Below are 24,111 nucleotides of genomic sequence, written 5' to 3'. Positions count from 1 at the left end.
CCAAGGGGTGGGGTGAGTACCACCGCCGAGGTGGGCGGTAACCCACCCTGGGGTACCTGGTCGGCGTCCCGAGTTCGTCAGACGATCTATGCGTATCGCAAATTCGCACTGGATCGGCAAGGAAGGACTCGGACGTGGCTACCGAGCACAACACCGCGGCGCTGCCCAAGAACCACAACCCCGCTCTGTCGGAGAGCCGCCGGGTATCGGCCGAACTGGACAAGCTGATCGGCCCGGCGGCCGCGGGCGACCGTCACGCGGTCTCCGAGATCATCCGGCTCGTGCACCCGCTGGTGCGGCGCTACTGCGGTGCGCGCCTTGGCAATACGGCCCATCTGCAGGTCACCGCCGACGACGTGGTGCAGGAGATCCTCTTGGCCACCGTCAACGCCATCCCGCGCTATCGCGACCAGGGCAAGTCGTTCCTGGCGTTCGTCTACGGCATCGCGGCCAACAAGGTCGCCGACGCGTTCCGCCGCTCGCAGCAGCACCCCGCCTACCCGGTGGCCGACGTCCCGGATTCCGCGTCCTCCGCCGCCGGACCCGAGGAGTGGGCGCTGGCCTCCGAACGGCGCACCGCCACAAGGGAGCTCATGAAGGTGCTGGCGCCCGCGCACCGCGAGGTACTGGTGCTGCGCATCATGCTCGGCTGGTCGGCGGCGCAGACCGCGGAGGCCATCGGCACCAGCCCCGGTGTGGTCCGGGTGATGCAGCACCGCGCGCTGAACAAGCTGCGCGCGGAGCTGAAGCCGGCCGCGTAGTCCCCGGCGGCGCCCCGCGAGGACGCATCGGCCGTATACGGGGAGTTATGGTCTGATGCCGTGGTTGGCGAGCTCCAACCGGAGGTCCTCTTCGGCTTCCACCGAGGTCACGAACAGCAGTTCGTCGTCGCCCTCGAACGGGTCGTCCGGCTGCGGCACGATCACCCGGCCGCCGCGCAGGATCGTCACGAGGGCGGCGTCGCGCGGCAGGGTGAGCGCGCGCACCGGCTTGCCCGCCAGCGCGGTGTCCGCGGGCAGCGTCATCTCCACCAGGTTCGCCTGGCCCTGGCGCAGCGTCAGCAGGCGCACCAGGTCCCCGACCGACACCGCTTCCTCGACCAGCGAGGCCAGCAGCCGGGGCGTGGACACCGCGACGTCCACGCCCCAGGAGGCGTCGAAGAGCCATTCGTTGCGCGGATCGTTCACCCGGGCAACCACCCGGCGCACCCCGAACTCGGTCTTGGCCAGCAGGCTGTGCACCAGGTTCGCCTTGTCGTCACCCGTGGCCGCGATGACCACCTCGTAGGTCTCCAGCCCGGCCTGCTCGAGCAGCGCCAGCTCGCACGCGTCGGCGTGCACCCAGACCGCGTCCGGGATCGCCGCGGCATCGATGTGTTCCAGCTGACGCTCCAGGAGCATCACCCGATGCCCGCCGCGCAGGAGTTCCCTGGCGATCGATCGGCCGACGGCGCCTGCTCCGGCGATGGCCACTTTCATGTTCAGTCCTCGCTCGCTGGGGGCTTCGCGGCCAGGGCGACGGCCTCTCCCACGGTGCCGGATGTCGCGGCCACGTAGACGATGTCGTCGGCCTGGATGATGGTCTTGCTGTCGGGCAGCAATCCCTGGCCGAAACGGATGATGAACGCGACCCGCGCCGCGATGGTCTGCTGCAGGTCGCGCACCGTGCGGCCGTACCACTCTTCGTGCAGCGTCAGTTGCGTCACGGCAACCGTCCCGGTGGGGTCACGCCACGTGGTGGTGCTGGCGTCGCCGATGAGCGCGCGCAGGAAGCGATCGGTGGTCCACGGCACCGTGGCGATGGTCGGGATGCCGAGGCGCTCGTAGACGGCCGCGCGTTTGGCGTCGTAGATCCGGGCGACGACGCGCTGCACGCCGAACATCTCCCTGGCCACCCGCGCCGAGATGATGTTGGAGTTGTCGCCCGAGGAGACGGCCGCGAACGCGTCCGCCCGTTCGATTCCGGCGCTGATCAGCACATCTCGATCGAATCCGACGCCGGTCACCCGGTTGCCGGGAAAGTCGGAGCCGAGGCGCAGAAACGCGCTCGAGTCCCGGTCGATCACGGTGACTTCGTGACCTATGCGGACCAGGGCATGGGCCAGCGAGGAGCCGACGCGCCCGCACCCCATGATCACTACGTACACCGTGCAACCTCGTTCCTGGAACCATGGTGTTCGGTCTGCTTCGTTGTTCGGTCGAACGCTACCCGTCGAATGATTCCATCGGCCACGTTCCCCCTCCAGCCCCCGAGCAAACCTGCGAGCCACGCGCGCGAGCGACCGTGCGGGGGCCTATGCTCGCTCCAGTGTCCAAGTTGACGACGGCAGCGAAGCGAGTGCTGCTGGGCAGGCCTTTCCGCAGTGACTCGCTCGGTCACACCTTGCTGCCGAAGCGAATCGCGCTTCCGGTGTTCGCCTCCGATGCCATGTCATCGGTCGCCTACGCCCCCGAAGAAATCTTCCTCGTCCTGTCGGCCGGTGGGGTCTCGGCGTACCTGTACGCCCCTTGGGTCGGTCTGGCCGTCGCCTTCGTCATGGCGGTGGTGGTCGCCAGCTACCGGCAGAACGTGCACGCCTACCCCTCCGGCGGTGGTGACTACGAAGTCGCCACGACCAACCTCGGCCCCAACGCGGGCCTGACCGTGGGCAGCGCGCTGCTGGTCGACTACGTGCTCACCGTGGCGGTATCGATCTCCTCGGCGGCGTCCAATATCGGCTCGGCGATTCCCTTTGTCGCCACCCACAAAGTCCTGTTCGCCGTCGTGGCCATCGTCGCGCTCACCGCGATGAACCTGCGCGGGGTACGCGAATCGGGCACTATGTTCGCGATTCCGACCTACGCGTTCATCTTCGGCATGTTCCTCATGCTCGGCTGGGGGCTGTTCCGGATCTTCGTGCTCGGCGAGGATCTGCGGGCCGAATCCGCCGGTTTCGGGTTGGCCGAGCACGAACACCTGTACGGCTTGGCGTTCGCCTTCCTCATCGCGCGGTCGTTCTCCTCCGGCTGCGCCGCGCTGACCGGTGTGGAGGCGATCAGCAACGGCGTGCCCGCGTTCCGCAAGCCCAAGTCGCGCAACGCCGCCACTACGCTGCTGCTGCTGGGGTCCATCGCGATCGTGCTGCTGATGGGCATCATCGTCCTGGCCCAGAAGATCGGAATCGTGTACGCGCACAATGTCTCCGACCTGACCGGGGCGCCAGAGGACTACCAGCAGAAGACGCTCATCGCGCAGCTCGCCGAGGCCGTGTTCGAGGGGTTCCCGCTCGGCTTCTTCTTCATCACGACCGTGACCGCGCTGATCCTCGTGCTCGCCGCGAACACGGCGTTCAACGGGTTCCCCGTGCTCGGCTCGATCCTGGCGCAGGACCGCTACCTGCCCCGGCAGCTGCACACCAGGGGCGACCGGCTGGCGTTCAGCAACGGCATCCTGTTCCTGTCCGGCGCGGCCATCGCGTTCGTGGTGCTGTTCGGCGCCGAGGTGACCAAGCTGATCCAGCTCTACATCGTCGGCGTGTTCGTTTCGTTCGTGCTCAGCCAGACCGGCATGCTGCGCCACTGGACCCGTCTGCTGCGCACCGAGACCGACCCGGGGCAGCGTGCGCGGATGAAGCGGTCGCGGGTGATCAACGCGGTCGGCCTCAGCGCGACCGGCGCGGTGCTGGTGATCGTGCTGATCACGAAGTTCTTCGCCGGCGCCTACATCGCCATCTTCACCATGGTCGCGATCTTCGTGGTGATGAAGATGATTCGCCGGCACTACGATTCGGTCGCGCGCGAGCTGGACGAGCACGAGTGGGACGGGGTGCTGCCCAGCCGCTCGCACTCCATCGTGCTGGTCTCCCGGCTGCACCTGCCCACCCGCCGCGCACTGGCCTATGCCCGCGCCACCCGCCCCGACACGTTGGAGGCGGTGACGGTGAACGTGGACGAGGCCGATACCAGGGCGCTGGTGCGGGAGTGGGAGAACAGCGACATCACGGTGCCGCTGAAGGTGATCGAATCGCCGTACCGGGAGATCACCAAACCGGTTCTCGACTACGTCAAGCGGGTACGCAAGGACGCCCCCCGCGACGTGGTGACGGTGTTCATCCCCGAGTACGTGGTCGGGCACTGGTGGGAGCAGGTACTGCACAACCAGAGCGCGCTGCGGCTGAAGGGAAGGCTGCTGTTCGAGCCGGGCGTGATGGTGACGAGTGTGCCGTGGCAGCTGAGCTCGTCGGCGCGGGCCAGGGTGCCCGGCGTGGTGAACGCCCCCGGCGCGGTGCGGCGCGGGTACGAGGACCGGACATGACGTCCATGGAGCATTCGGGATGAGTGATTGGCGGACAAACACGTTCGAGGTGCGGCTCGGGCCGCCGGGGCACGGCGGCTTCTGTGTCGCACGGCACGAGGGGCGTGTGGTGTTCGTCCGGCACGGGCTGCCCGGTGAACTGGTGCGGGCCCGGGTCACCGAGGACCGCGGCGGCTCGTACTGCCGGGCCGACGCCGTCGAGGTGCTCGAGGCGTCACCGGACCGGGTGCCCGCCACGTGTCCGGTATCCGGCCCCGGCGGCGCGGGGTGCTGTGATTTCTCCTTCGCCACGCCCGCGGCCCAGCGCGCGCTGAAGGCCACGGTGGTGGCCGAACAGCTGCGCCGAGTGGCCGGGATCGAACGTGACGTGCTGGTCGAGCCGATCGAGTCCGGCGAAACGACCGGCGGGTGGCGCACCCGGGTGCGGCTTGCGGTGGACGAACGCGGCCGCGCCGGCGTGCACCGGTATCGCAGCACCGACGTGATCGCGGATCTGCGCTGCCCGCAACCGGTCGCGGGGGCGCTGGAGGGAATCGCGGATCGGCATTGGACGCCGGGCGCCGATCTGGTGATCGTGGTGGACGGCGACGGGATCCGGCACATCGTCGAATTGGCGCCCGCCGCGGAGCGGGGAGCGGGCAGTCGCGGCGGCGACCGGCGCGGTCCGGGTGGAAGCGACCGCCGGGACGGCTCCAGGCGACGCGACCGGCCGCACGGCCGCGATCGCCGTGGCGGACGGCGCGGCTCCGATCGGTGGGGCAGCGCGGCGGCCGCCGCGGAATCCACCCGGCGTGACGAACGGCGAGACGCCTCCGCGCGGCGGGCGGCCGCGCACGCGGCACGCGACGAATGGGTGTTCGCGGGCAGTGGGCGCGCGGTCGAGTACGTGGCGGGCCGTCGGTGGGAGATCGCGGCGACCGGCTTCTGGCAGGCGCACCGGGGTGCGGCGCAACGGTATTCGGATCTCGTCGCGGAATGGTCGGGACTCGGCCCCGGCGGTCGCGCCTGGGATCTCTACAGCGGTGCGGGTGTTTTCGCCGCGCGCATGGCCGAGCAGGTCGGCCGGACCGGTGTGGTGCTCGGCGTGGAATCCGCCCGATCCGCGGTCGCCGACGGCGCCGCCGCGCTGCGCGATATGCCCTGGGTGGAGCTACGGACCCAGCGGGTGGAACGCTGGGTGGTGGAGCATGTCGGCGCGGCGGCGCCGGACGTGGTGGTGCTCGATCCGCCGCGCGCGGGCGCGGGCAAGGAGGTGGTCGGCGCGGTCGCGGCGAGCGGCCCGGCGCGGATCATCCACGTCGGATGCGACCCGGCGGCGTTCGCCCGCGATCTGGGCCTGTACCAGGCGGCGGGCTACCAGCTCGCCGATCTGCGCGCGTTCGACGCGTTCCCCGCGACACACCACGTGGAATGCCTTGCGTTGCTGGAGCGCTGAGGGAAGGTCTCCGGAACGTCGTCGACGCTCTCGGTCGCAATTAGAGTCACAGGTATGACCGTGTATGTAATCGCACAACTGAAGTTCACCGATCGCGCCGCCTACGATCGCTACCAGGCACGATTCCTGGACGTCTTCGTCCGCTACTCCGGCACCCTGCTGGCCGCCGACGAATCCCCGCAGGTCATCGAGGGCGCCACCGACCGCGAGAAGGTGGTTCTGATGTCGTTCCCCGACGAGCCGTCCTTCCGCGCCTGGGCCGAATCTCCGGAGTATCAGGAGATCTCGAAGGATCGTCACGCCGGAGCCGACACGGTGAGCCTGCTGGTACACGGTCTCGGTCACTCGTGACCGGCCGGACGCCGCTGGCACGATGAGCTGATGATCCATCACGTGCAACTGTGTTGTCCCGCCGGCGCGGAGGACCGGCAGCGCGGCTTCTACACCGGCGTGCTCGGCTGGCCCGAACTCCCGAAGCCGCCGTTGCTGGCCGCCCGGGGCGGGTGCTGGTTCCGCGTCCCCGGCCGAGGTGGCCCCGACGGCGAACTACATGTCGGCGTGGAAGCCGACTTTCGTCCCGCCGTCAAAGGGCATCCGGCGTTCGTCGTGGACATCGATGCTGTCGCCGCCGCCGTCTCGGCGGCCGGATACCCCGTGGCATGGGCCGATCCAGCGGAGATTCCGGGGCGGCGGCGGTTCCACACCTACGATGCGGTCGGTAATCGGCTCGAATTCCTGGCGGATTGACCACGTCGGAGGAGTCGGCACAGACGGCTCACTCGCCCGGCGCCTCGACGTCGATCGCCGGTGGCGTCAGTCGAGTTGCCAGGTGACGCGAATGACCGCGGAGATCTCGCTCTCGCCCAGTTCGACCGGGACCGCGGCGGCGCGGTAGAGCTCCATCGGGGCGGCGACGCTCTGCGCGCGCGGGACCGGTGGTGCGGAGGCGGCGTTCTCGGTGATCTCGAGGACCTTGCCGAGCGTGCGCTGCGCGCGCCGGGCATACTGCTCGGCCTTGGCGAGGGCGTTCTCCCACGCCGCGTCGCGCGCCCGGGCGAGCAGGGACTCCTGATCGGCGAAGGTGAGGGTCAGGCCGCCGAGGCGGACGTCGTCGCCGCCCGCCTCGACGCAGTGGGCGATGATCGTGGCGGGCCCGGGATCGGCGTCGTCCCCGATATCGCGCAACGCCACGGTCAGCGACGTGCTGGCGAGGTATCCGGTGACCCGGTTGCCCTGGCCCTCGATCCACACCGTCTCGGTCTGCACCGACAGACCGCTGGTGGCGATGTCGGCGCCGCCGACGCCATCGGACCGCAGCGATTGCGTGACCGCGGCCACGCGCTCACCGGCCCGGCTGTAGGCGAGCGCGACCTTGCTCGCCCGCGATTCCACGGAGATCGTCACCCGCATCAGGTCCGGGGTGGCGCGGGCGGTGCCGTGCCCGAAGGTCGTGACGGTGCCTGCTGCCGAATCGGGCTGCTCGCTCACGGAATGCTCCTCGATGATCGGTGTCGGTTCGAACAGCCCGCGTTGGACCGGGCCGTGCTCGTCGCGGAGGGGTAATCGCCCCCGCGCGCTGCGACCACCCGCACCGCGCGTGATCTGCGCGAAGGCCTCGGCGGCGAGCAGCGCCGCACATGCCGCAGGCGGGTCGTCACGCCGAGCGCGTGCTCGGTCGATGCCGCCGAGATCGCCCGCTCCTTGGTCGCGGGCCGAGCACCGCGGACCCGGCCGTCGGCGGTGGCCGGGCACACGCCGAGCGAATCGGCTTGCACCACAGTCAGTGCCGGGATGTAGTCGGCCGCCGCTGCGGAATCGGCGCCGCGGCAGGGGCGGTGGACGTCGTCGGCGATCCGCGCCACGACGCCGGGTTCGTTTGTCCGCGAGACCAGTTGCTCGGGCTGGGCCACCCTGCCACTGTAGGCCGGGTACCGTATGTCCGGGCGGTGCGGCCGAGCTCACATTCCGGCGCGATGCCGGACGGTGTGATGGTTCTCGTGCGGGCGTGCCATCCGCCGCTCCGTAGACTGATCGGATCAGATGCGCTATCCGGAGGGAGCTAGTTCAGGTGGGAGTGCTTTCCCGGGTCGACTCACCCGAAGATCTGCGCCGGCTGACGGTGCCGCAGTTGCGCGAGCTGGCGGAGGAGATCCGCGAGTTCCTGGTGCGGAAAGTCGCCGCGACCGGCGGGCACCTCGGCCCGAACCTCGGTGTGGTGGAGCTCACCATCGCGCTGCATCGGGTGTTCGACTCACCGGCCGACCCGGTGATCTTCGACACCGGGCACCAGGCCTACGTGCACAAGATCCTGACCGGTCGCAAGGACCAGTTCGATTCGCTGCGCAAGCAGGGCGGCCTGTCCGGCTACCCGAGCCGGGCCGAGAGCGCGCACGACTGGGTGGAGTCCTCGCACGCCTCGGCGGCGCTGTCCTACGCGGACGGGCTGGCGAAGGCCTTCGCCCTCGGCGGGCAGGACCGGCACGTGGTGGCGGTGGTCGGCGACGGCGCGCTCACCGGCGGCATGTGCTGGGAGGCACTGAACAACATCGCCGCCGCTCCGGATCGTCCGGTGGTCGTCGTGGTCAACGACAACGGTCGCTCCTACGCGCCCACCATCGGCGGCCTGGCCGACCGGCTGACCGCGCTGCGCACCCAGCCCGCCTACGAGCACGCGCTGGACGCGGGCAAACGCATCCTGAAGAGCATCCCCCGGGTGGGCGAATCGGCGTACTCGATGGTGCACGCGGTGAAAGCCGGGATCAAGGACGCCGTCAGCCCGCAGGAACTGTTCAGCGACCTCGGCCTGAAGTACGTCGGCCCGGTCGACGGCCACGACGTCGTCGCCTTGGAGGCGGCGCTGCGCCGGGCGAAGGACTTCGGCGGACCGGTCGTGGTGCACGCCGTGACGCAGAAGGGCCGCGGCTACGCGCCCGCCGAGAATCATGTCGCCGACCAGATGCACGCCTGCGACCCGATCGACCCGCTGACCGGCGCCCCGGTGGGCGGCCCGAAGGCGCGCGGCTGGACGTCGGTGTTCTCCGAGGAACTGATCGCGCACGCCGAGCGTCGCGCCGACATCGTTGCCATCACCGCCGCGATGCCAGGGCCGACCGGGCTCGCGGCGTTCGGCGAGCGGTTCCCGGACCGGATGTTCGACGTCGGCATCGCCGAACAGCACGCCATGGCCTCGGCGGCGGGTCTGGCGCTCGGCGGCATGCATCCGGTGGTCGCGATCTACTCGACGTTCCTCAACCGCGCCTTCGACCAGTTGCTGATGGACGTGGCGCTGCTGAAGCAGCCGGTGACGGTGGTGCTGGACCGCGCGGGCATCACCGGCTCCGACGGTGCGAGCCACAACGGCATGTGGGATCTGTCGGTGCTCGGCATCATTCCCGGCATCCGGGTCGCCGCGCCGCGCGATGCCGCGACGCTGCGCGAGGAACTGGCCGAGGCGCTGGCCGTCAACGACGGTCCGACCGCGCTGCGATTCCCGAAAGGCAGTGTCGCCGAAGATATCTCGGCGGTGGAGCGGCTCGACGGCGTGGACGTGCTGCGGATGGCGGAGCCGGAGGGCGGCTCGGTGCAGGCGGTGCACGGCGACGTCTTGCTCATCGCCGTCGGCTCGTTCGCGGGCGTAGCCCTGGAGGCGGCGAAGCTGCTCGACGCCGAAGGCGTCTCGGTCACCGTCATCGACCCGCGCTGGGTGCTGCCGGTCTCCGACACACTGCTCAAGCTCGCGGAGAACTACCGGCTCGTGGTCACGCTGGAGGACGGCGGACTGCACGGCGGCATCGGCTCCACGGTCTCGGCCCGCCTGCGTAACTCCGGCCTGGACATCCCGACCCGCGACCTCGGTGTGCCGCAACAGTTCCTCGACCACGCTTCGCGTGGCGAAGTGCACGCGGACCTAGGGCTGACCGCTCCCGATATCGCCCGCCGCATCGGCGGGTGGCTCGCCGCTCGCTGACGGCACGGCGCGCGAACCCGCGGGGAACGCCAGGTCCACCGGCGGCAACGCGGCCGTCAGCCGCGGCACCGCCAGTTCCCGCTGCCAGGGGCGCGCGCCGCCCGATTTCAGGAATCCGTCGACCGCGGTGGACAACTCGGCCGCGGCGTAGTCGGTCAACCCGTCCCAGCACAGACGGCGCACCAGATCCGGCGCGAGCAGATTCTCCACCGGAATCGCGTACTCGGCCGACAACTCGCCCATCGCGGCCCGCGCCCTGGTCAGGCGCGCGGCCGCGGCCGGATCGCGACGCTCCCAGCGGTTGACCGGCGGCGGACCGTCGAACGGCTGGGTCAGCGGCGGCAGCTCGCTGTCCGGCAGGGTGCGGCCGCGCTCGATCGCGGCGAGCCACTCGCGGGAGTACCGGCGCTGCCGCGGTCCCCCGAAGACCGGTAGCGTGCGCAATTGCGCGATCGACTTCGGTTCCGCGGCGGCCGCGGCGATGATCGCGGCATCCGGGAGAATGCGCGCCGGCGCCACATCGCGGGCGCGGGCCAGCACGTCCCTGGCCGTCCACAGCTCGCGCACCACCGCCAGCTGCCTGGCCCGGCGCAGCGTGTGGATGCCCGAGGTACGTCGCCAGCGCTCGGCTTTCGGCGCGGGCGGATCCAGTGTGCGAATGTGCTCGAATTCCTGCGTGGCCCAATCGGTTTTGCCCTGCGCCTGAAGGGCGGCGGCCACCGCGTCGCGCAGCTCCAGCAGCAATTCCACGTCGAGGGCGGCGTAGTTCAGCCATTCGTCGGGCAGGGGCCGGGTCGACCAGTCGGCCGCGCCGTGTCCCTTGCGCAGCGCCCGGCCGAGCAGACGCTCCACCATCGCGGCGAGCCCCACCCGTTCGAAGCCGGCCAGGCGTCCGCCCAGCTCGGTGTCGAACAGGCGGGCCGGGCGCAAGCCGAGCTCGGCGAGACCGGGCAAGTCCTGGTCCGCCGAATGCAGGACCCACTCGAGTTCGTTGATCGCCTCGGCCAGCGGGGCGAGGCCGTCGGCGAGCGGAATCGGATCGATGAGGAACGTGCCCGCGCCCGCGCGGCGCAATTGGATCAGGTACGCGCGTGCCGAGTACCGGAATCCGGAGGCGCGTTCGGCGTCCACGGCGAGCGGTCCGGTGCCCGCGGCGAGCCGGGCGGCGGCCGCGCTGATCTGGGCGGCGGTGTCCAGTACCGGTGGCACACCCTCCGCAGGCGCGAGCAGGGGCGTCGCGACCGAGGGTTCGGATTCTTCTGGTACGGACATGGTGTTGAACTTTACGTGCCGACTCGAACGCGCCGCCGTCCTATCGGCGCATCAATGTGTCGATCGAGCGGCCGTGATGTATCCGGTCATCGTAAGCGCTGGTCCCGGCGCAGGTCACACCGCGCGGCGGGGCGTGCTCACGGTTGGTCGCCGGGCAAGCCCGGACGCATCTGCAGCTGGGTCACCCCCGCGGGCGGCAGACCGGCCGCGTAGGCCAGGACCTCGCAGAATGCCTCCAGATGGGGTCGCATATCGGTGGTGACCGGCGTCCAGGAGGCGCGTATCTCCAGCTGATGGGCGCGTGGCGGACCGGCGATATCGCCGTAGCGCACCGAGCTGGTCGAGGTCACCGTGCCGCCGAGCGCGGTGAACGGTTCGGCCCGCGACTCCAGCGCGTCCACCAGCCAGCTCCATGCCACCTCGGGTAGCAGCGGGTCGGTGGCCAGCGCGGCATCGATATCGGCCTGGATGTAGGCGACCAGACGGAGGGTGCCGTGCCAGGTGTCGTCGCCGTTCGGGTCGTGCAGCAGGATCAGCCTGCCGAACGCGTCGCCTTCGGAGTCGATCGGAACCACGGCGGCGTCCGGGTGTTTGACCTCAGCGCCGACGGCGTAGGAGTACGGCGCGAGTCGTTGCGGCGGCCGGATGGGCGCGAGCTCGATCCGGGGATGCACGGTAGCGGTGCCCATCGCATCGACCGCGGCGCGAAATAGAGCAGGCTCGCCCTGGGGTCCTTCGGTCGGTGCGGCGCCGTCGCGGAAGTCGAGCGGTGTCACGAATGCTGACGGTAGACCTTGTGCACACGGCGCGGTCGGAGGCGCGCCGCCGAGCCCGCATACGATAACCGTGATGAGCACTCATACCCGCCGCCGGTTGACCGATGCCCCGTTCCTGGCCGCCGCCACCGGCGCGACGCCCAGCAGGCGCCCGGTGTGGTTCATGCGCCAGGCCGGACGCTCGCTGCCCGAATACCGCGACGTGCGGGCGGGCATCGGGATGCTCGAATCGTGCTTCGATCCCGAGCTGGTGTGCGAGATCACCCTGCAGCCGATCCGCAGGCACAAGGTCGACGCGGCGATCTTGTTCTCCGACATCGTCGTTCCGCTCAAAGCGGCGGGGATCGACCTGGACATCGTTCCTGGCGTCGGCCCGGTGGTCGCCGCGCCGGTGCGGACGGTCGCCGACGTGCGCGCGCTGCCCCGGCTGCGTCCCGAGGAAGTCGGCGCGGTCACCGACGGCGTGCGCCTGCTGGTCGACGAGCTGGGCGAGACGCCGCTGATCGGGTTCGCGGGCGCGCCGTTCACCCTCGCCTCCTATCTGGTCGAGGGCGGGCCGAGCAAGAACCACGAGCGCACCAAGGCCATGATGTACGCCGATCCGCAGACCTGGCACGCGCTGCTCGGCGTGCTCAGCGACATCACCATCGCGTTCCTGCAGGCTCAGCTGTCGGCGGGTGTCGACGCGGTGCAGCTGTTCGATTCCTGGGCCGGCGCGCTGTCGCTGGCCGACTATCGCACCTTCGTGCTGCCGCACTCCGAGCGGGTGTTCGCCGAGATCGCCGACTCCGGCGTGCCGCGCATCCACTTCGGTGTCGGCACCGGCGAACTGCTCGGCGCCATGGGCGAGGCGGGCGCCGACGTGGTCGGCGTCGACTGGCGAGTGCCGCTGACCGATGCCGTCCGCCGCGTCGGACCCGGAAAAGCCTTGCAGGGCAACCTCGATCCCGCCGTGCTGTTCGCCGGACCCGCGGCGATCGAGGCGCAGGCCCGCCGGATCGTGCGCGAAGCGGACGAGGCGATCACGATGGGCGCCTCCGGACACATCTTCAACCTGGGACACGGGGTGCTCCCGGACACCGACCCGGGCGTGCTGACTGCCTTGGTGGAGCTCGTCCACGAACTGTAGGGCCCACAGGTAGGGCTCCGGCGATAGGCGCTGCCGAGAACGGGCGCACGAGTGCCCGCCCGCTTTGCGACGGCCATCGACATCGTCGGATGCTCGCTGTCCCGCGGTGTCGATTCGAACGTGATGGCCTGCGAGTGCGGCGGCGCGGACCGTGTGGTGGTGTGGGCTCGCTGTAGCTCGAAGGTGTGGGGCGAACCACAGCGCGCCGAGCCGTTCGATTGGCGCGGTTGCGGAGCGGATACGGTCGAGGTATGCGTATCGCGGTGGTCGGCGGTGGAATCAGCGGACTGGTGGCCGCGTATCGGCTGCGGACACTGCTCGGCCCGGACGCCGACCTGCTCGTGCTGGATCGAGCCGATCGGGTCGGCGGCATCCTCTACACCGGGGAATTCGCCGGGGAGCCCTTCGATCTCGGCGCGGAGGCGTTCGTCGGACGACGGCCGGAGGTGCCCGAGCTGCTGCGTGAACTCGGGCTCGAGTCGCAGCTGGTGACCCCCGCGGGGCTGCGGCCGCTGGTGTGGTCGGGCGGTGCCGCCCACCCGCTGCCGGAGGGCACGCTGATGGGTATCCCGGCGAACGCCGAGTCGATGCGCGGGCTGGTCGATGCCGCGACGCTGGCGTGCATCGCCGCCGAACCCGAACGGCCGCTGACCTGGGTACCGGGCTCAGACACCGATGTCTTCGGCCTGGTCGCCGACCGATTCGGCGCGCAGGTCGCCGAACGCAGCGTCGACCCGCTGCTCGGCGGCGTCTACGCGGGCAGCTCGCGCTCCATCGGCGTCCGCGCCGCGCTGCCCACACTCGCCGCGGCCTTGGACGACGGCGCGCCCAGCCTCACCGCGGCCGTCCGCGCCGCGCTGCCGCCGCCCTCGAACGCGCCGGTTTTCGGCGGAATCCGCGACGGCTACCGGAGGCTGCTCGACGCGCTCGCCACCCGGTCGGAGGCCGAGTTCGTCACCGCGACGCCGGGGACGCGGCTGGCCAGGGGCCTGCGCGGCTGGGTGGTGGACCCGATCGGCGCGGTAGACGCGGTGGTGGTCGCCACCCCCGCGCCGGTGACCGCACGGCTGCTGGGCGCGGTGGCCCCGGCCGCGGCCGTGGAGCTGGCGGGCGTCGAGTTGTCCTCGTCGGTGGTCGTCGCCCTCGCGTTGCCGCGCGAGACCGCGCTGCCGCAGAACTCCGGCATCTTGGTGGCCACCGGAGAACCGTTGCGCGCCAAGGCGTTCACCCTCTCCAGCCGCAAATGGCCGCACCTCGCGCACCGCGAGACCGCCCTTGTCCGAGCATCGTTCGGCAAGTTCGGGGACGACGCGGTGCTGTCGTGGCCGGACGCCGAACTCGTCACCGCCGCCGCCGAAGACCTGGCCACCGTCACCGGTGTCCCGATCGCACCGTCCGCTGCCGTGGTCCAGCGCTGGCCCGGTGGCCTCGCCCAGTACGCGCCGGGCCACTCGGCCCGCATCGCTGCCGTCGAAGCCGAGGTGGCGACGCTCGACGGCCTGGCCGTGGCCGGTGCGTATCTGCACGGCGTCGGCGTGCCCGCGTGCGTAGCCTCCGGTATCGCCGCCGCACAGCGGATCGCCGCCCGCTGATATTCCTGCCGATGCGCGGCGCACCGCTCGCGACCGCGTGAAATCGCCGTGTCGGCTGTCACAGAATATTTGCCGCTCGCGGGGTGCAATCGCTACGCGAACGCGTCAGGTGTGCCGCAACAATACTTGCTGACATTGTGCTCTTTTCGGTTTCATGGCAATTCCAGGTGGACGCGGAAAATACGCACGGATCGCCGTAATTAAGCACACTCGGTCCGAGGGGCGGAATCGAGGAAATACGCCGGTAGCGTGAGCGGCATGCAGCTCTCGCCGTTCACCGATATCGGATTGCGCACCATCATGCGGCTCGCGGTGAACGACGGGGCGGACTCCCGGGTTACCACCAAGCTGATCGCGCGGCAGGTCGGCGCCTCCGAGCGCCATGTCGCCAAGGCGGTATCGCAGCTGGTCGACCTGGGGTTGGTGGAGGCGCATCGGGGACGGTCCGGCGGATTGTTCATCACCGCCGCCGGGCGGGCCGTGTCGGTGGGCGAACTGATCCGGGAATTGGAAGGCGACCGGGAGGTCGTGGCGTGCGCACAACCGCATCCGTGCCCATTGCTCGGTGCCTGCCGCCTGCGCCGAATACTCGCCGACGCGAAGGAAGCGTTCTATACCGAGCTAGACCGTTATTCGATAGAGGATTTGGTCACCTCGCCGACCGCGGAGTTGCTGCACTTGCTCGCCCACGTTCCGGCGAGCGTTTCCACTGAGAGGGAGGAAGTTTCATGAACACCGACGGCGTCGTCCGTAGCGAACCGGAACTCGAACCACACCATGCCGACGTCGTCCGCGCGACTCTGCCGCTGGTGGCCGCGAATATCGACCGCATCACGGCCGTGTTCTATCGGACCATGTTCGACGCCCACCCCCAGTTGCTCCGCGATACGTTCAACCGGGGCAATCAGGCGCAGGGCAGCCAGCAGCGGGCGCTCGCCGCGTCCATCGCCACGTTCGCCACATATCTGGTCGACCCGGCACTGCCGCACCCGGCGACCATGCTGTCGCGGATCGCGCACAAGCACGCTTCGCTCGGGGTGACGCCCGATCAGTATCAGATCGTGCACGACAATCTGTTCGCCGCCATCGTCGAGGTGCTGGGCGCCGATGTGGTCGACGCGCCGGTCGCCGCGGCCTGGGATCGGGTCTACTGGCTGATGGCGGACATCCTGATGGATCAGGAGAAGGGCCTCTACGCCGAGGCGGGCGTGGATTCCGGCGACGTGTTCCGGGACGTGCGGGTCTCAGCGCGTGCCGACGACCCGTCCGGCGTCGCCGTCTTCACCGTCGAGTCCTCCGATCCCGCCGTCGAGCTACCCGGATTCGTTCCGGGCCAGTATATTTCGGTCGGCGTGCGGCTTCCCGACGGCGCCCGCCAGCTGCGCCAGTACAGCCTGGTCGGCGTGCCCGGTCACGGCACGCTGTCGTTCGCGGTCAAGCGGGTCGAGGCGGCCGACGGTTGCCCCGCGGGCGAGGTCTCCTCCTGGCTGCACGAGAATCTGCACCCCGGCGACGCGCTGCAGATCACGCTGCCGTTCGGGGACGTCGCCGTCGACACCACGGCGACGACGCCGCTGGTGCTGATCTCCGGCGGTATCGGCGTGACCCCGACGATCGGCGTCCTCGAATACCTCGCCGCCCACGCACCGTGGCGCCGCACCCTGGTCGTGCACGCGGATCGTGGACCACGGACGCATCCGCTGCGCGAGCGGCTGCACGACCTCGCGGCCCGGCTCGCGCAGGCCACCGCCGAAATCTGGTACGAGGAACCGGCTCCCGGCGCCCGGCGCGGCCGGGTGGATCTCTCGGCCCTCACCCTGCCCGCCGATGCCGACGCCTACGTCTGCGGCCCGCCCGGATTCCTGCGTGACATCCAGCGCCAGCTCCGCGCCGCGGGCGTCCCGGCTGACCGGATCCACATCGAGCAGTTCACGCCCGCCGACGCGGGCGCTCCCGAGCGAGTGGCACGATAGGGCTATGGCGCGACTCGACTACCAGGCTCTCAACTCCACCATCCGCTACCTGATGTTCTCGGTCTTCCAGGTGCAGCCAGGAGTGCTGGGTGAGGACAGGGAGGCCGCGACCAAGGAGGCCAGGGCGTTCTTCGACGGTCTCGCCGAGCGCGAGGTCGTGGTGCGCGGCACCTACGACGTCGCCGGGATGCGCGCCGACGCCGACTTCATGATCTGGACGCACGCCGAACGCGTCGAGGACCTGCAAGCGGCGTATGCGGATTTCCGCCGCACCACCGAACTGGGCCGGGCGAGCGCGCCGGTGTGGAGCAACGTGGCGCTGCACCGGCCCGCCGAGTTCAACAAGAGCCATATCCCGGCCTTCCTGGCCGGGGAGGAGCCCGGCGACTACATCTGCGTGTACCCGTTCGTCCGCTCCTACGAGTGGTATCTCCTGCCGGACGAGGAACGCCGTCGGATGCTGGCCGAACACGGGAAGGCCGCGCGCGGATACCCGGACGTGCGAGCCAACACGGTCAGCTCGTTCGCGCTCGGCGATTACGAGTGGATTCTCGCCTTCGAGGCGCCGGAACTGCACCGCATCGTCGATTTGATGCGCGATCTGCGGGCCACCGACGCCAGGCGGCACGTGCGCGAGGAGATCCCGTTCTTCACCGGGCCCCGGATCGAGATCGAAAAGCTGATCGCCGCCCTGCCCTGATCGCAGAATTACGTTGTCCGCGCATGCCCCGCAAACTCGGGGCATGCGCGGCAGTCGGGTGAACCCCTACGCTTCCTGACAGCGTCAGGGCTTACTCCGCTGCGCTGTTCGAGGGGTGCAGTCGCAGGGCGATGGAGTTGATGCAGTAGCGCTTGTCGGTGGGCGTGTTGTACCCCTCGCCCTCGAACACGTGGCCGAGGTGGCTGTGGCAGTTCGCGCACAGCACTTCGACCCGATGCATGCCGAGCGAGTCGTCCGACCGCAGGATCACCGCGTCGGATGCCGCCGGATCGAAGAAGGACGGCCAGCCGCAGTGCGAGTCGAACTTCTCCGTGCTGCGGAACAATTCCGCGCCGCAGGCCCGGCAGACGTAGACGCCCTCGGTCTTGGTGTCGGTGTACTCGCCGGTGAACGGGCGTTCGGTGGCGGCCTCGCGCAGCACCGCGTATTCCTCCGGACCCAGCTTCGACCGCCATTCCTGCGGCGAAAGCTGGATCCGCGGTGTGGGCAGGGACGTGTCGGCTTCGGAACTCATGGCTCCACGCTAATACGATTCTGCTCCACCGGTGCCGAACCGTTCTGTGGCCTGGGGGTTTCCGTCGCCAAGGCGGCATCGCGCGCGGGAAGGGCCTGCCGCGGTTCGTCGCCGCGCGGGTCCGGCGCCGAACGCATCCACGCGGGATCGATCCCGAACGGCAGCCTGCCTTCGCGCCGCGCGGCCAGATAACGGTCGCCCAGCACGCAGAACACGACGATCAGCAGCAGACCCCAGCCGAAGGTGATGCGCAGATACTCGAGATTGCGCCCGATGTGCTGCCAGCGGTCCGACAGCCACTTGTCGTAGCTCATGAAACCGAAGATCGCCAGCCAGGCAGGCCAGTTGCGCAGCACCGAATTGCGCAGCACCACCGTCATCAGGAACGGGAACAGCATCATCGAGTAGTACATCTGCCCGAGCGAGCTGAGCAGGAACGATGCCGTCAGCAGCACGCCGGAGGCGGTGCACACGAAGAACAGCTCGTCGTCGCGGTAGTAGCGGTACAGCAGCCACAGCGACAGCAGCACGAGCACGCCGAGCACCACGCGCATGCCCCAGGTCAGCCACGGCGGCAGACCGTAGTACTCGCCGTTGCCGACGATCGCGCTGTTGAAGTAGTCGCGGGATTCGAAGATGTACGGGAAGGTGCGGGTGAAGAACTTCTCCGGGTCCTTCGACAGCGGCCAGGCGATCCCGGTCAACGCCACCGGCACCCCGAGCGCGGTGATGAACACCTTCCACTGCCCGCGTGCCAGCGCGATCAAGAGCAAGGGGGCCAGCGTCGGCTTCACCGCGATACTCAACCCGAGCGCGGCGCCCGCCCAGAGATCTCTCCGTTGCAGCAGCAGATGGATGAAGACCAGCTCCGCCAGCAGCACACAGCCGTTGACGTTGGTGAACACCAGCGTGTTGATCACGGTCTCGGACATGAACATCGCCAGCAGCAGCGCGGGCGCGGCCACCGAGTTCAGCGTGTACCGGAACAGCCGCAGCAGCAGGTACCACGCGATGAGGATCGCGATCGCGTTCAGCGCGATGAACAGCCAGCGCGACTTCTCGTAGTCGATGGCGGCGATCGGCGCGATGAGCAGGGTGCCGCTCGGCGGGTACAGGTAGTGCGGGTCGACCGAGTCGAAGTTCGCGGTGTAGACCGGCCTGCCGTTCAGGAAGTCGAGGGACGCCTGGTAGACCGGCTTGTAGTCATCGGTGATGAAGCCATTGACAGCCTTGATGAAGACCCGGTTCAGCACGGTCATGACCGCGAGCGGCCAGAGTGCGAACTTGATCACCTCGGCGGTGGTGCGAGCGGTCCGGGGCTCGAGCTGTCGAAGGAACACTGGGGCACGGTACACCGGATCGGTTACCGGTGGTTGGCGGGACCTGCCCGACACACTGCCCGAGCGGCCCAGCGAGCGCCGTTCAGGCCGGGCAGGCGGTGCCGTCAGCGGGGAGTTTGCCGTCCTTCAGATAGTCGAGCAGCGCCCGCTGCGCGCAGCTGGAGTGCGTCGACACCGGATGGCCGAAACCTTGCCAGGTCAGCGCCGCGTGCCGAGCGCCCGCCGCCCCCAGCGCGCCGGTCACCGACGATTGACCGCCGTTGCCGACCACCGGGTCCGCGACTCCGCCGAGCACGAGCACCGGGATGCCGAGCTTTTCCGGCAGCGGCGGCGCGGTCGACACGGGCCAGGCCGCGCATTCCATCAGCGCGATGGCCGCCGCTTTGCCGAAGACCGGATACTTGCCGCCCCAGGCGCCCGCGAGCTCGGTGGCTTTGCCCGGAGTCGGCGGCTGCTGAGTGTCGGTGCACCGGTTGACGAACTGTCCGTCGCTCTCGATCGCGGCAGCCTCGCGGGCGATCATGCCGCTCAGCGGGCCCCGGTCGCCGCGTCCGGCCGCGGCGAGCGCGTCCGACAACTCACCGATCCGGCCGGGCTGGTCGGCGCGCGGGCTGCCCAGGAAACCCGTCACCGCGGTGAGCACGGCGTTCGCCGAGATGTCACCGAGCCCGCCGGACTCGGCCCGGCGCACCAGATCGGTGATCGCCGCGCGCGGGTCGGCGCCCAGCGAGCAGCCGATGCCGACGCAGCGCTGCGCGAACGCGGTCAGCGCCGCCTCGGCGCCCTGCACGGCCTGCTCCGCGCGGGTGACCGCGTCCGTGCCGACCGGCTCGGGGGAGTCGAGCACCAGCCGGGCGAGGTGCTCGCCGTACTTGCGGGCGTAGCTGAGCGCGACCTTCGCGCCGTTGCCCGTGCCGAGCAGCGTGATGTGCTCGACCTGCCACTGCCTGCGCAACTGCTCGATGTCGTCGGCGGCGTGCGGTGCGTCGAACGTGCCCTCGTAGGGCTGCAGGAAGTCGCGGCAGGCGATGGTGCCGTCCTGGCTCAAGGTGGTCATCCTGGCCACCGCATCGCCGGCGCCTGGACCGAATTGGGCGTTGTCGGCCAAGCCGCGGCGGACGTCCTGCGGCAGGCAGTCGATCGGCTGCGAGCTGCCGATACCGCGCCGGTCCACCGCGACGATCGGGCGTGCGGCCAGCAACGCGGAGGCCGGACCCGCCGCGAGCCCGGCGAGGGTGGCGGCCGAGGAGCGGTCCGAGCCGGAGGTCAGCACCAGCGGCGGGACGTCGGCCGGAGTCTGCGCCGAACGGGCCCGCACCGCCCCGGCGCGGAACGTGCCGAGCACCGCGCCCGCCGCATCGATGGGAGTGGAGAATTCGGCGCAGTCGAGCACCAGTCCGGCGGGCGCGGGACCGAGACCGAACAGGTCCAAGGTCGGCTGGGTGCACTCGCGCCAGCTGAGGTCGGTCTTGGGCAGCTCGGCGTTCGGCGGCGCGGGCGGCGCGGCGGAGGTCGTGGCGTTGCCCGCGACGGGCGGGCGCTGCACCGCGACACCGGGACGATCCGACGGTCCCGCGCCGCAACCGGCGGTGACGATCGACAGGGTGGCGGCAAGCACGGCGGCCCGAGTCCAGCGCATTGCTACAGCCTGCCAGGTTCGGACGCCTGTTTCATCGACGGGCCCACCGGGTGAGCATCGTGCCGTCGTCGTCGAGCAGCACGTGCGCGCGCGTCATGCGGGTGCGGAACTCGTGGGCGGACAGCGAGATTCGTCGCGCCGCGCCGCCGACCAGCAGCGGCGCGGTGGTGAGGCAGAGCTCGTCGACCACATCGGCCGCGAGCAGTTCCCCGAACAACTGCGGGCCGCCCTCGGTCAGCACACGCAGCAGGCCGCGCGCATGGAGTGCACGCAGCAGGGCCTGCGGTGTCACGGCGATGTCGCCCGCCTCGATCACCTCGGCACCGGCGTCGGCCAGTCGCCGTTTGCGGTCGGCTGGTGCGGCGGCCGTCGTGATGATCAGCGGCGGCACCTGGGTCTCGGTGAGCAGCCGCGCGTCCGGCTCGAGCACCGCGCTGGCGGTGACCACCGCGATCGGCGGCGGCGCGCCATCGGGATGTCCGCCGATGCCGAGTTCGTGGAAGGCGCGGCGGCGGCCGGGATCGGTGCGCGCTCCGGCGTAGTTCTCCGCGCGTGCGGTGCCCGCGCCGACCACGATCACGTCGGCCAGCTCGCGCAACAGCATGAACACCATCTTGTCGGCGGGCGTGCCGAGCCCCTCGGAGAGGTTCCCGCTGGTCGCGGCGCCGTCGATGCTGGAGACGAAATTGGCGCGCACCCAAGGCGCCTCGAGCCGGGACGGGAAGGCGTACAACCGCGCGAGGTCGTCCGGACTCAGGCCTGTGAGCTGGATCGCATTGTGGCTACGCTGCATGAAACTAGATCACACCACGTCTTTAGGCTTCGTCCATGCAAGAACGCCTCGTCGATCGCCACCCGGAGGTTCCGGCCGATCAGCTCGTCGCCCAGATGGTGCCCCCGCCCATGTTCGACGAGGTGAGTTTCGCCTCCTACATCCCCGACCCGAAGGAACCGAGCCAGGCGGCCGCGGTCCGCAAGGCCGAGGAGTTCGCCGGGCAGGTCGCCGCGATCAGCAAGGCCGCGCGGCGCAAGAGCCTGTTCGGCAAGAAGAAGCAGGTCAGCGGCGCCGGTCTGTATCTGGACGGCGGGTTCGGCGTGGGCAAGACCCACCTGCTGGCCTCGATCTTCCACAGCTCGCCCGCACCCAAGTCCTTCGGCACGTTCGGTGAGCTGACCAACCTGGTGGGTGCGCTCGGCTTCGCCAACGCGCTGGAGCGGCTCTCGGGCAACAGCGTGCTGTGCATCGACGAGTTCGAGCTCGACGATCCGGGCGACACCATGCTGGTCTCCCGTCTGCTGACCGAACTCTCCGCGGCCGGGGTCTCCATCGCAGCCACGTCCAATACCCTGCCCGGCCAGCTGGGCGAAGGACGTTTCGCCGCACAGGATTTCCTGCGCGAGATCAAGAAACTCGGGTCGATCTTCGAGGCGGTGCGCGTCGACGGGCCGGACTACCGCCACCGCGATCTGCCGCCCGCGCCGGAACCCGCCGCACCGGAGGTGCTGGCCGAACGCGCCGCGGCCACACCGGGTTCCACGCTCGACGAATTCGACGCGCTGCTGAAGCACCTCAGCACGCTGCATCCGTCGAAGTACGGCACGTTGATCGCCGGGGTGTCGTCGGTGTTCATCTCGAACGTGCACCCGGTCGTCGATCAGGCCGTCGCCTTGCGCATCGTGGTGCTGGCCGACCGGCTCTACGACGCCAGCGTCCCGGTCACGGTGTCCGGGGCGAAGCTCGACGAGATCTTCTCCGCGGAGATGCTCGAGGGCGGCTACCGCAAGAAGTACCTGCGCGCGATCTCGCGCCTGCTCGCGCTGTCACGGTTCGAGGTCGCGGCCTAGGCGGCTGCCTCGGCTTTTCTCGGCCCGGTGCGGGCTGTGAGCGGATTTCGTGCGGCTGCGCTTTTTGTGCGGCTGCCTCGGCCTTCGCTCGGCCCGGCGGGGCTGTGAACGGATTTCGTCCGGCTGTGCGTTGTATGCGGCTGCCTCAGTCGCGCGGTCCGACGTAGGGCTGTGGGCGGGGTTCGTCCGGCTGCGTCTTTGCCACGGGCGTCGACTGGGCGGCAAGATCGACCCGCAAGCGCCCAGAACCGATGTGATCGGAGCAGTCGTATGGCCCATCGTTTTCGAGCCCCGATCGCCATGGCGGCCGGGCTGGCGGTCGCGTTCGGGCCGGTGACCGGCGTCGCGCTCGCCGATCCACCAGCGGCTCCCGCCATCTCGGTCGATCGCTCGCTGCCTCTGCACGGGGTGCAGAACGCCCGCGATATCGGCGGTTACCGCACGACCGGCGGCCGGACCGTGCGCACCGGCCTGGTGTATCGAACCGGGCAGTTGAACAACGCGACCGCGGAGGATCTGGCCGCGTTGACCGACCGCCGGGTGCGCTCGGTCTACGACCTGCGCACCGTCTACGAGCGCGCGCTCGGCCCGGACCGCGTCCCGGCGGGCGCCACGGCGCGGTGGGCCGACGTGATCGGCCAGGCTCCGCCGGAGGTCCTTGCCACCACGCTCACCGGCGGCGACGGGCTCTACCGCGCGTTCATCACCGCGCCGGGCGCGAACGAGGCGTTCGCCTCGGTGCTGCGGTCGATCATCGACACCGACGGGGCGCTGCTGTTCCACTGCACCGCGGGCAAAGATCGCACCGGTTGGGCAGCGGCCGTCCTGCTGACCCTGCTCGGCGTCGATCGTGCCACGGTCACCGAGGACTATCTGCTGTCCAACCGGTATCGCAACGCGCGCGGCGACGACCCGCTCAACGGAGTCCAGCAGTCCTGGCTCGACGCCGCCTTCGACCAGGCGAATCAGACCTACGGAAGTTTCGACGGCTATGTCCGCGAGGGGCTGAAACTCACCGACGGCGAAATCGGCGCACTGCGGGCCGAGTTGCTGGCCTGAGCGCTGCCCGTCCCGGACGACCGTCCACTTCACCGTATCGCCCATTACGATCCCGGCATGGCGAAGTTCGAGACGTGGGACGGCCTGGAGCTCGCGTACCGGGTGTGGGAGGGCGAAGGCATCCCGGTCGTGCTGCAACACGGCGTGGTCGCCGACACCAACGCGAACTGGATGAGCACCGGCGTGGTCGGGGCATTGCGCTCCGCCGGACACACCGTGGTGTCGTTGGACGCGCGCGGCCACGGTCGCTCGGACAAACCGCATGAGCCGCAGCGTTACTCCTGGCACGGCATGGCGCGTGACGTGCGCGCGCTCTACGACGAGCTCGGCTTCGACGAAGTAGCCCAGGTCGGCTATTCGATGGGCGGTGTGATCTCGCTGCTGGTCGCCGCGACCGACCACCGGGTGCGGCGCCTGGCGGTCGGCGGCATCGGCTCGGGCGTGCTCGACTGCGGCGGGGTCGACCGCCGGGTGATCGACCTGCCCGACCTGCAGGCCGCGATGCGCGGCGACGGCGCGGGCGCCTCGCGGACGGCGATGATGTTCCGGGTGCTCG

24 protein-coding genes are annotated in these 24,111 nt (G+C 70.1%); 14 read left to right on the top strand and 10 right to left on the bottom strand.

The window, feature by feature from the left end:
• Positions 1-134: 134 nt before the first annotated feature.
• Positions 135-761, top strand: coding sequence for a sigma-70 family RNA polymerase sigma factor (locus ON34_RS16475; protein WP_083889494.1), 627 nt, complete (start codon positions 135-137; stop codon positions 759-761).
• Positions 762-806: 45 nt separating this feature from the next.
• Here the strand turns inward: ON34_RS16475 and ON34_RS16470 are convergent, their stop codons facing one another.
• The gene (locus ON34_RS16470; protein ID WP_040780255.1) at positions 807-1,478 is read right to left on the bottom strand and encodes a potassium channel family protein; all 672 of its coding nucleotides are present in this window, start codon (positions 1,476-1,478) and stop codon (positions 807-809) included.
• Positions 1,479-1,480: 2 nt separating this feature from the next.
• Positions 1,481-2,146: a potassium channel family protein gene (locus ON34_RS16465; protein WP_040780253.1), complete on the bottom strand. Its 666-nt coding sequence runs from the start codon at positions 2,144-2,146 to the stop codon at positions 1,481-1,483.
• 161 nt (positions 2,147-2,307) lie between these two features.
• On the opposite strand from ON34_RS16465, the gene ON34_RS16460 reads away from it, so the two are divergent.
• Genes ON34_RS16460 through ON34_RS16445 form a run of 4 tightly spaced genes read left to right on the top strand, consistent with a single transcriptional unit; the run spans position 2,308 to position 6,475 of the window.
• The gene (locus tag ON34_RS16460) at positions 2,308-4,293 is read left to right on the top strand and encodes an APC family permease (RefSeq protein WP_040780252.1); all 1,986 of its coding nucleotides are present in this window, start codon (positions 2,308-2,310) and stop codon (positions 4,291-4,293) included.
• Positions 4,294-4,312: 19 nt separating this feature from the next.
• Positions 4,313-5,728 (top strand): class I SAM-dependent RNA methyltransferase, encoded by a 1,416-nt coding sequence (locus ON34_RS16455; protein ID WP_040780251.1) that lies wholly within the window; start codon positions 4,313-4,315, stop codon positions 5,726-5,728.
• Between the two features lie 54 nt (positions 5,729-5,782).
• Positions 5,783-6,079, top strand: a complete 297-nt coding sequence (locus ON34_RS16450; RefSeq protein ID WP_040780250.1) for a DUF1330 domain-containing protein — start codon at positions 5,783-5,785, stop codon at positions 6,077-6,079.
• 30 nt (positions 6,080-6,109) lie between these two features.
• Positions 6,110-6,475: a VOC family protein gene (locus tag ON34_RS16445; RefSeq protein WP_040780249.1), complete on the top strand. Its 366-nt coding sequence runs from the start codon at positions 6,110-6,112 to the stop codon at positions 6,473-6,475.
• Positions 6,476-6,541: 66 nt separating this feature from the next.
• On the opposite strand, the gene ON34_RS16440 is transcribed toward ON34_RS16445, so the two are convergent.
• Together ON34_RS16440 and ON34_RS16435 are read right to left on the bottom strand one after the other, a co-directional pair.
• Positions 6,542-7,216, bottom strand: a complete 675-nt coding sequence (locus ON34_RS16440) for an SIMPL domain-containing protein (RefSeq protein ID WP_040780248.1) — start codon at positions 7,214-7,216, stop codon at positions 6,542-6,544.
• Positions 7,213-7,638: a hypothetical protein gene (locus ON34_RS16435; protein WP_040780246.1), complete on the bottom strand. Its 426-nt coding sequence runs from the start codon at positions 7,636-7,638 to the stop codon at positions 7,213-7,215. The genes ON34_RS16440 and ON34_RS16435 overlap by 4 nt, the downstream gene beginning before the upstream one ends.
• Before the next feature lie 158 nt (positions 7,639-7,796).
• On the opposite strand from ON34_RS16435, the gene dxs reads away from it, so the two are divergent.
• Positions 7,797-9,695, top strand: a complete 1,899-nt coding sequence (gene dxs, locus ON34_RS16430) for a 1-deoxy-D-xylulose-5-phosphate synthase (protein WP_040780244.1) — start codon at positions 7,797-7,799, stop codon at positions 9,693-9,695.
• Here dxs and ON34_RS16425 read toward each other — a convergent pair.
• Positions 9,636-10,967, bottom strand: a complete 1,332-nt coding sequence (locus ON34_RS16425; protein WP_083889493.1) for an HRDC domain-containing protein — start codon at positions 10,965-10,967, stop codon at positions 9,636-9,638. The genes dxs and ON34_RS16425 overlap by 60 nt on opposite strands.
• 137 nt (positions 10,968-11,104) lie before the next feature.
• Positions 11,105-11,743 carry a DUF3000 domain-containing protein gene (locus tag ON34_RS16420; protein ID WP_083889492.1) on the bottom strand — a complete coding sequence of 213 codons (639 nt, stop codon included), beginning with the start codon at positions 11,741-11,743 and terminating at the stop codon, positions 11,105-11,107.
• 73 nt (positions 11,744-11,816) lie between these two features.
• Between ON34_RS16420 and hemE the strand changes: the two genes are divergently transcribed.
• The 5 genes from hemE (at position 11,817) to hemQ (ending at position 17,137) form a co-directional block, all read left to right on the top strand.
• Positions 11,817-12,872: a uroporphyrinogen decarboxylase gene (hemE, locus tag ON34_RS16415; protein ID WP_083889491.1), complete on the top strand. Its 1,056-nt coding sequence runs from the start codon at positions 11,817-11,819 to the stop codon at positions 12,870-12,872.
• A 251-nt stretch (positions 12,873-13,123) separates the two neighbouring features.
• On the top strand, positions 13,124-14,464 hold the full coding sequence (locus ON34_RS16410) for a protoporphyrinogen oxidase (protein ID WP_040780243.1): 1,341 nt from the start codon (positions 13,124-13,126) through the stop codon (positions 14,462-14,464).
• A 258-nt stretch (positions 14,465-14,722) separates the two neighbouring features.
• Positions 14,723-15,196, top strand: coding sequence for an RrF2 family transcriptional regulator (locus ON34_RS16405; protein ID WP_040780242.1), 474 nt, complete (start codon positions 14,723-14,725; stop codon positions 15,194-15,196).
• Positions 15,193-16,437, top strand: a complete 1,245-nt coding sequence (locus ON34_RS16400; protein WP_040780240.1) for a globin domain-containing protein — start codon at positions 15,193-15,195, stop codon at positions 16,435-16,437. The genes ON34_RS16405 and ON34_RS16400 overlap by 4 nt, the downstream gene beginning before the upstream one ends.
• A gap of 4 nt (positions 16,438-16,441) precedes the next feature.
• The gene (gene hemQ, locus ON34_RS16395) at positions 16,442-17,137 is read left to right on the top strand and encodes a hydrogen peroxide-dependent heme synthase (RefSeq protein WP_040780239.1); all 696 of its coding nucleotides are present in this window, start codon (positions 16,442-16,444) and stop codon (positions 17,135-17,137) included.
• Positions 17,138-17,228: 91 nt separating this feature from the next.
• On the opposite strand, the gene msrB is transcribed toward hemQ, so the two are convergent.
• From msrB to ON34_RS16375, 4 genes are all read right to left on the bottom strand, one after another.
• Entirely contained in the window at positions 17,229-17,672 is a 444-nt protein-coding gene (gene msrB / locus ON34_RS16390) for a peptide-methionine (R)-S-oxide reductase MsrB (protein WP_040780238.1), read from the bottom strand.
• A complete protein-coding gene (locus tag ON34_RS16385) occupies positions 17,669-19,012 on the bottom strand; it encodes a glycosyltransferase family 87 protein (RefSeq protein ID WP_040780236.1) in 1,344 nt (447 codons plus the stop codon). Before ON34_RS16385 ends, msrB begins: the two co-directional genes overlap by 4 nt.
• An 82-nt stretch (positions 19,013-19,094) precedes the next feature.
• Positions 19,095-20,651: an alpha/beta hydrolase gene (locus ON34_RS16380; RefSeq protein ID WP_040780234.1), complete on the bottom strand. Its 1,557-nt coding sequence runs from the start codon at positions 20,649-20,651 to the stop codon at positions 19,095-19,097.
• Positions 20,652-20,682: 31 nt separating this feature from the next.
• Positions 20,683-21,444, bottom strand: coding sequence for a pyrimidine reductase family protein (locus tag ON34_RS16375; RefSeq protein WP_040780232.1), 762 nt, complete (start codon positions 21,442-21,444; stop codon positions 20,683-20,685).
• A gap of 35 nt (positions 21,445-21,479) precedes the next feature.
• Between ON34_RS16375 and zapE the strand changes: the two genes are divergently transcribed.
• The 3 genes from zapE to ON34_RS16360 form a co-directional block, all read left to right on the top strand.
• The gene (gene zapE, locus ON34_RS16370) at positions 21,480-22,496 is read left to right on the top strand and encodes a cell division protein ZapE (protein ID WP_040780231.1); all 1,017 of its coding nucleotides are present in this window, start codon (positions 21,480-21,482) and stop codon (positions 22,494-22,496) included.
• A gap of 270 nt (positions 22,497-22,766) precedes the next feature.
• Positions 22,767-23,555 carry a tyrosine-protein phosphatase gene (locus ON34_RS16365; protein WP_040780230.1) on the top strand — a complete coding sequence of 263 codons (789 nt, stop codon included), beginning with the start codon at positions 22,767-22,769 and terminating at the stop codon, positions 23,553-23,555.
• 57 nt (positions 23,556-23,612) lie between these two features.
• On the top strand, positions 23,613-24,111 hold a 499-nt coding region (locus ON34_RS16360; RefSeq protein WP_040780229.1), incomplete at its 3' end, for an alpha/beta fold hydrolase.

The sequence above is a fragment of the Nocardia pneumoniae NBRC 100136 genome (assembly GCF_000308755.1).
Taxonomy (GTDB): domain Bacteria; phylum Actinomycetota; class Actinomycetes; order Mycobacteriales; family Mycobacteriaceae; genus Nocardia; species Nocardia pneumoniae.
The sequence above is the reverse complement of the archived record's forward strand: the minus strand, read 5'-3'. Positions and strand labels throughout refer to the sequence as shown.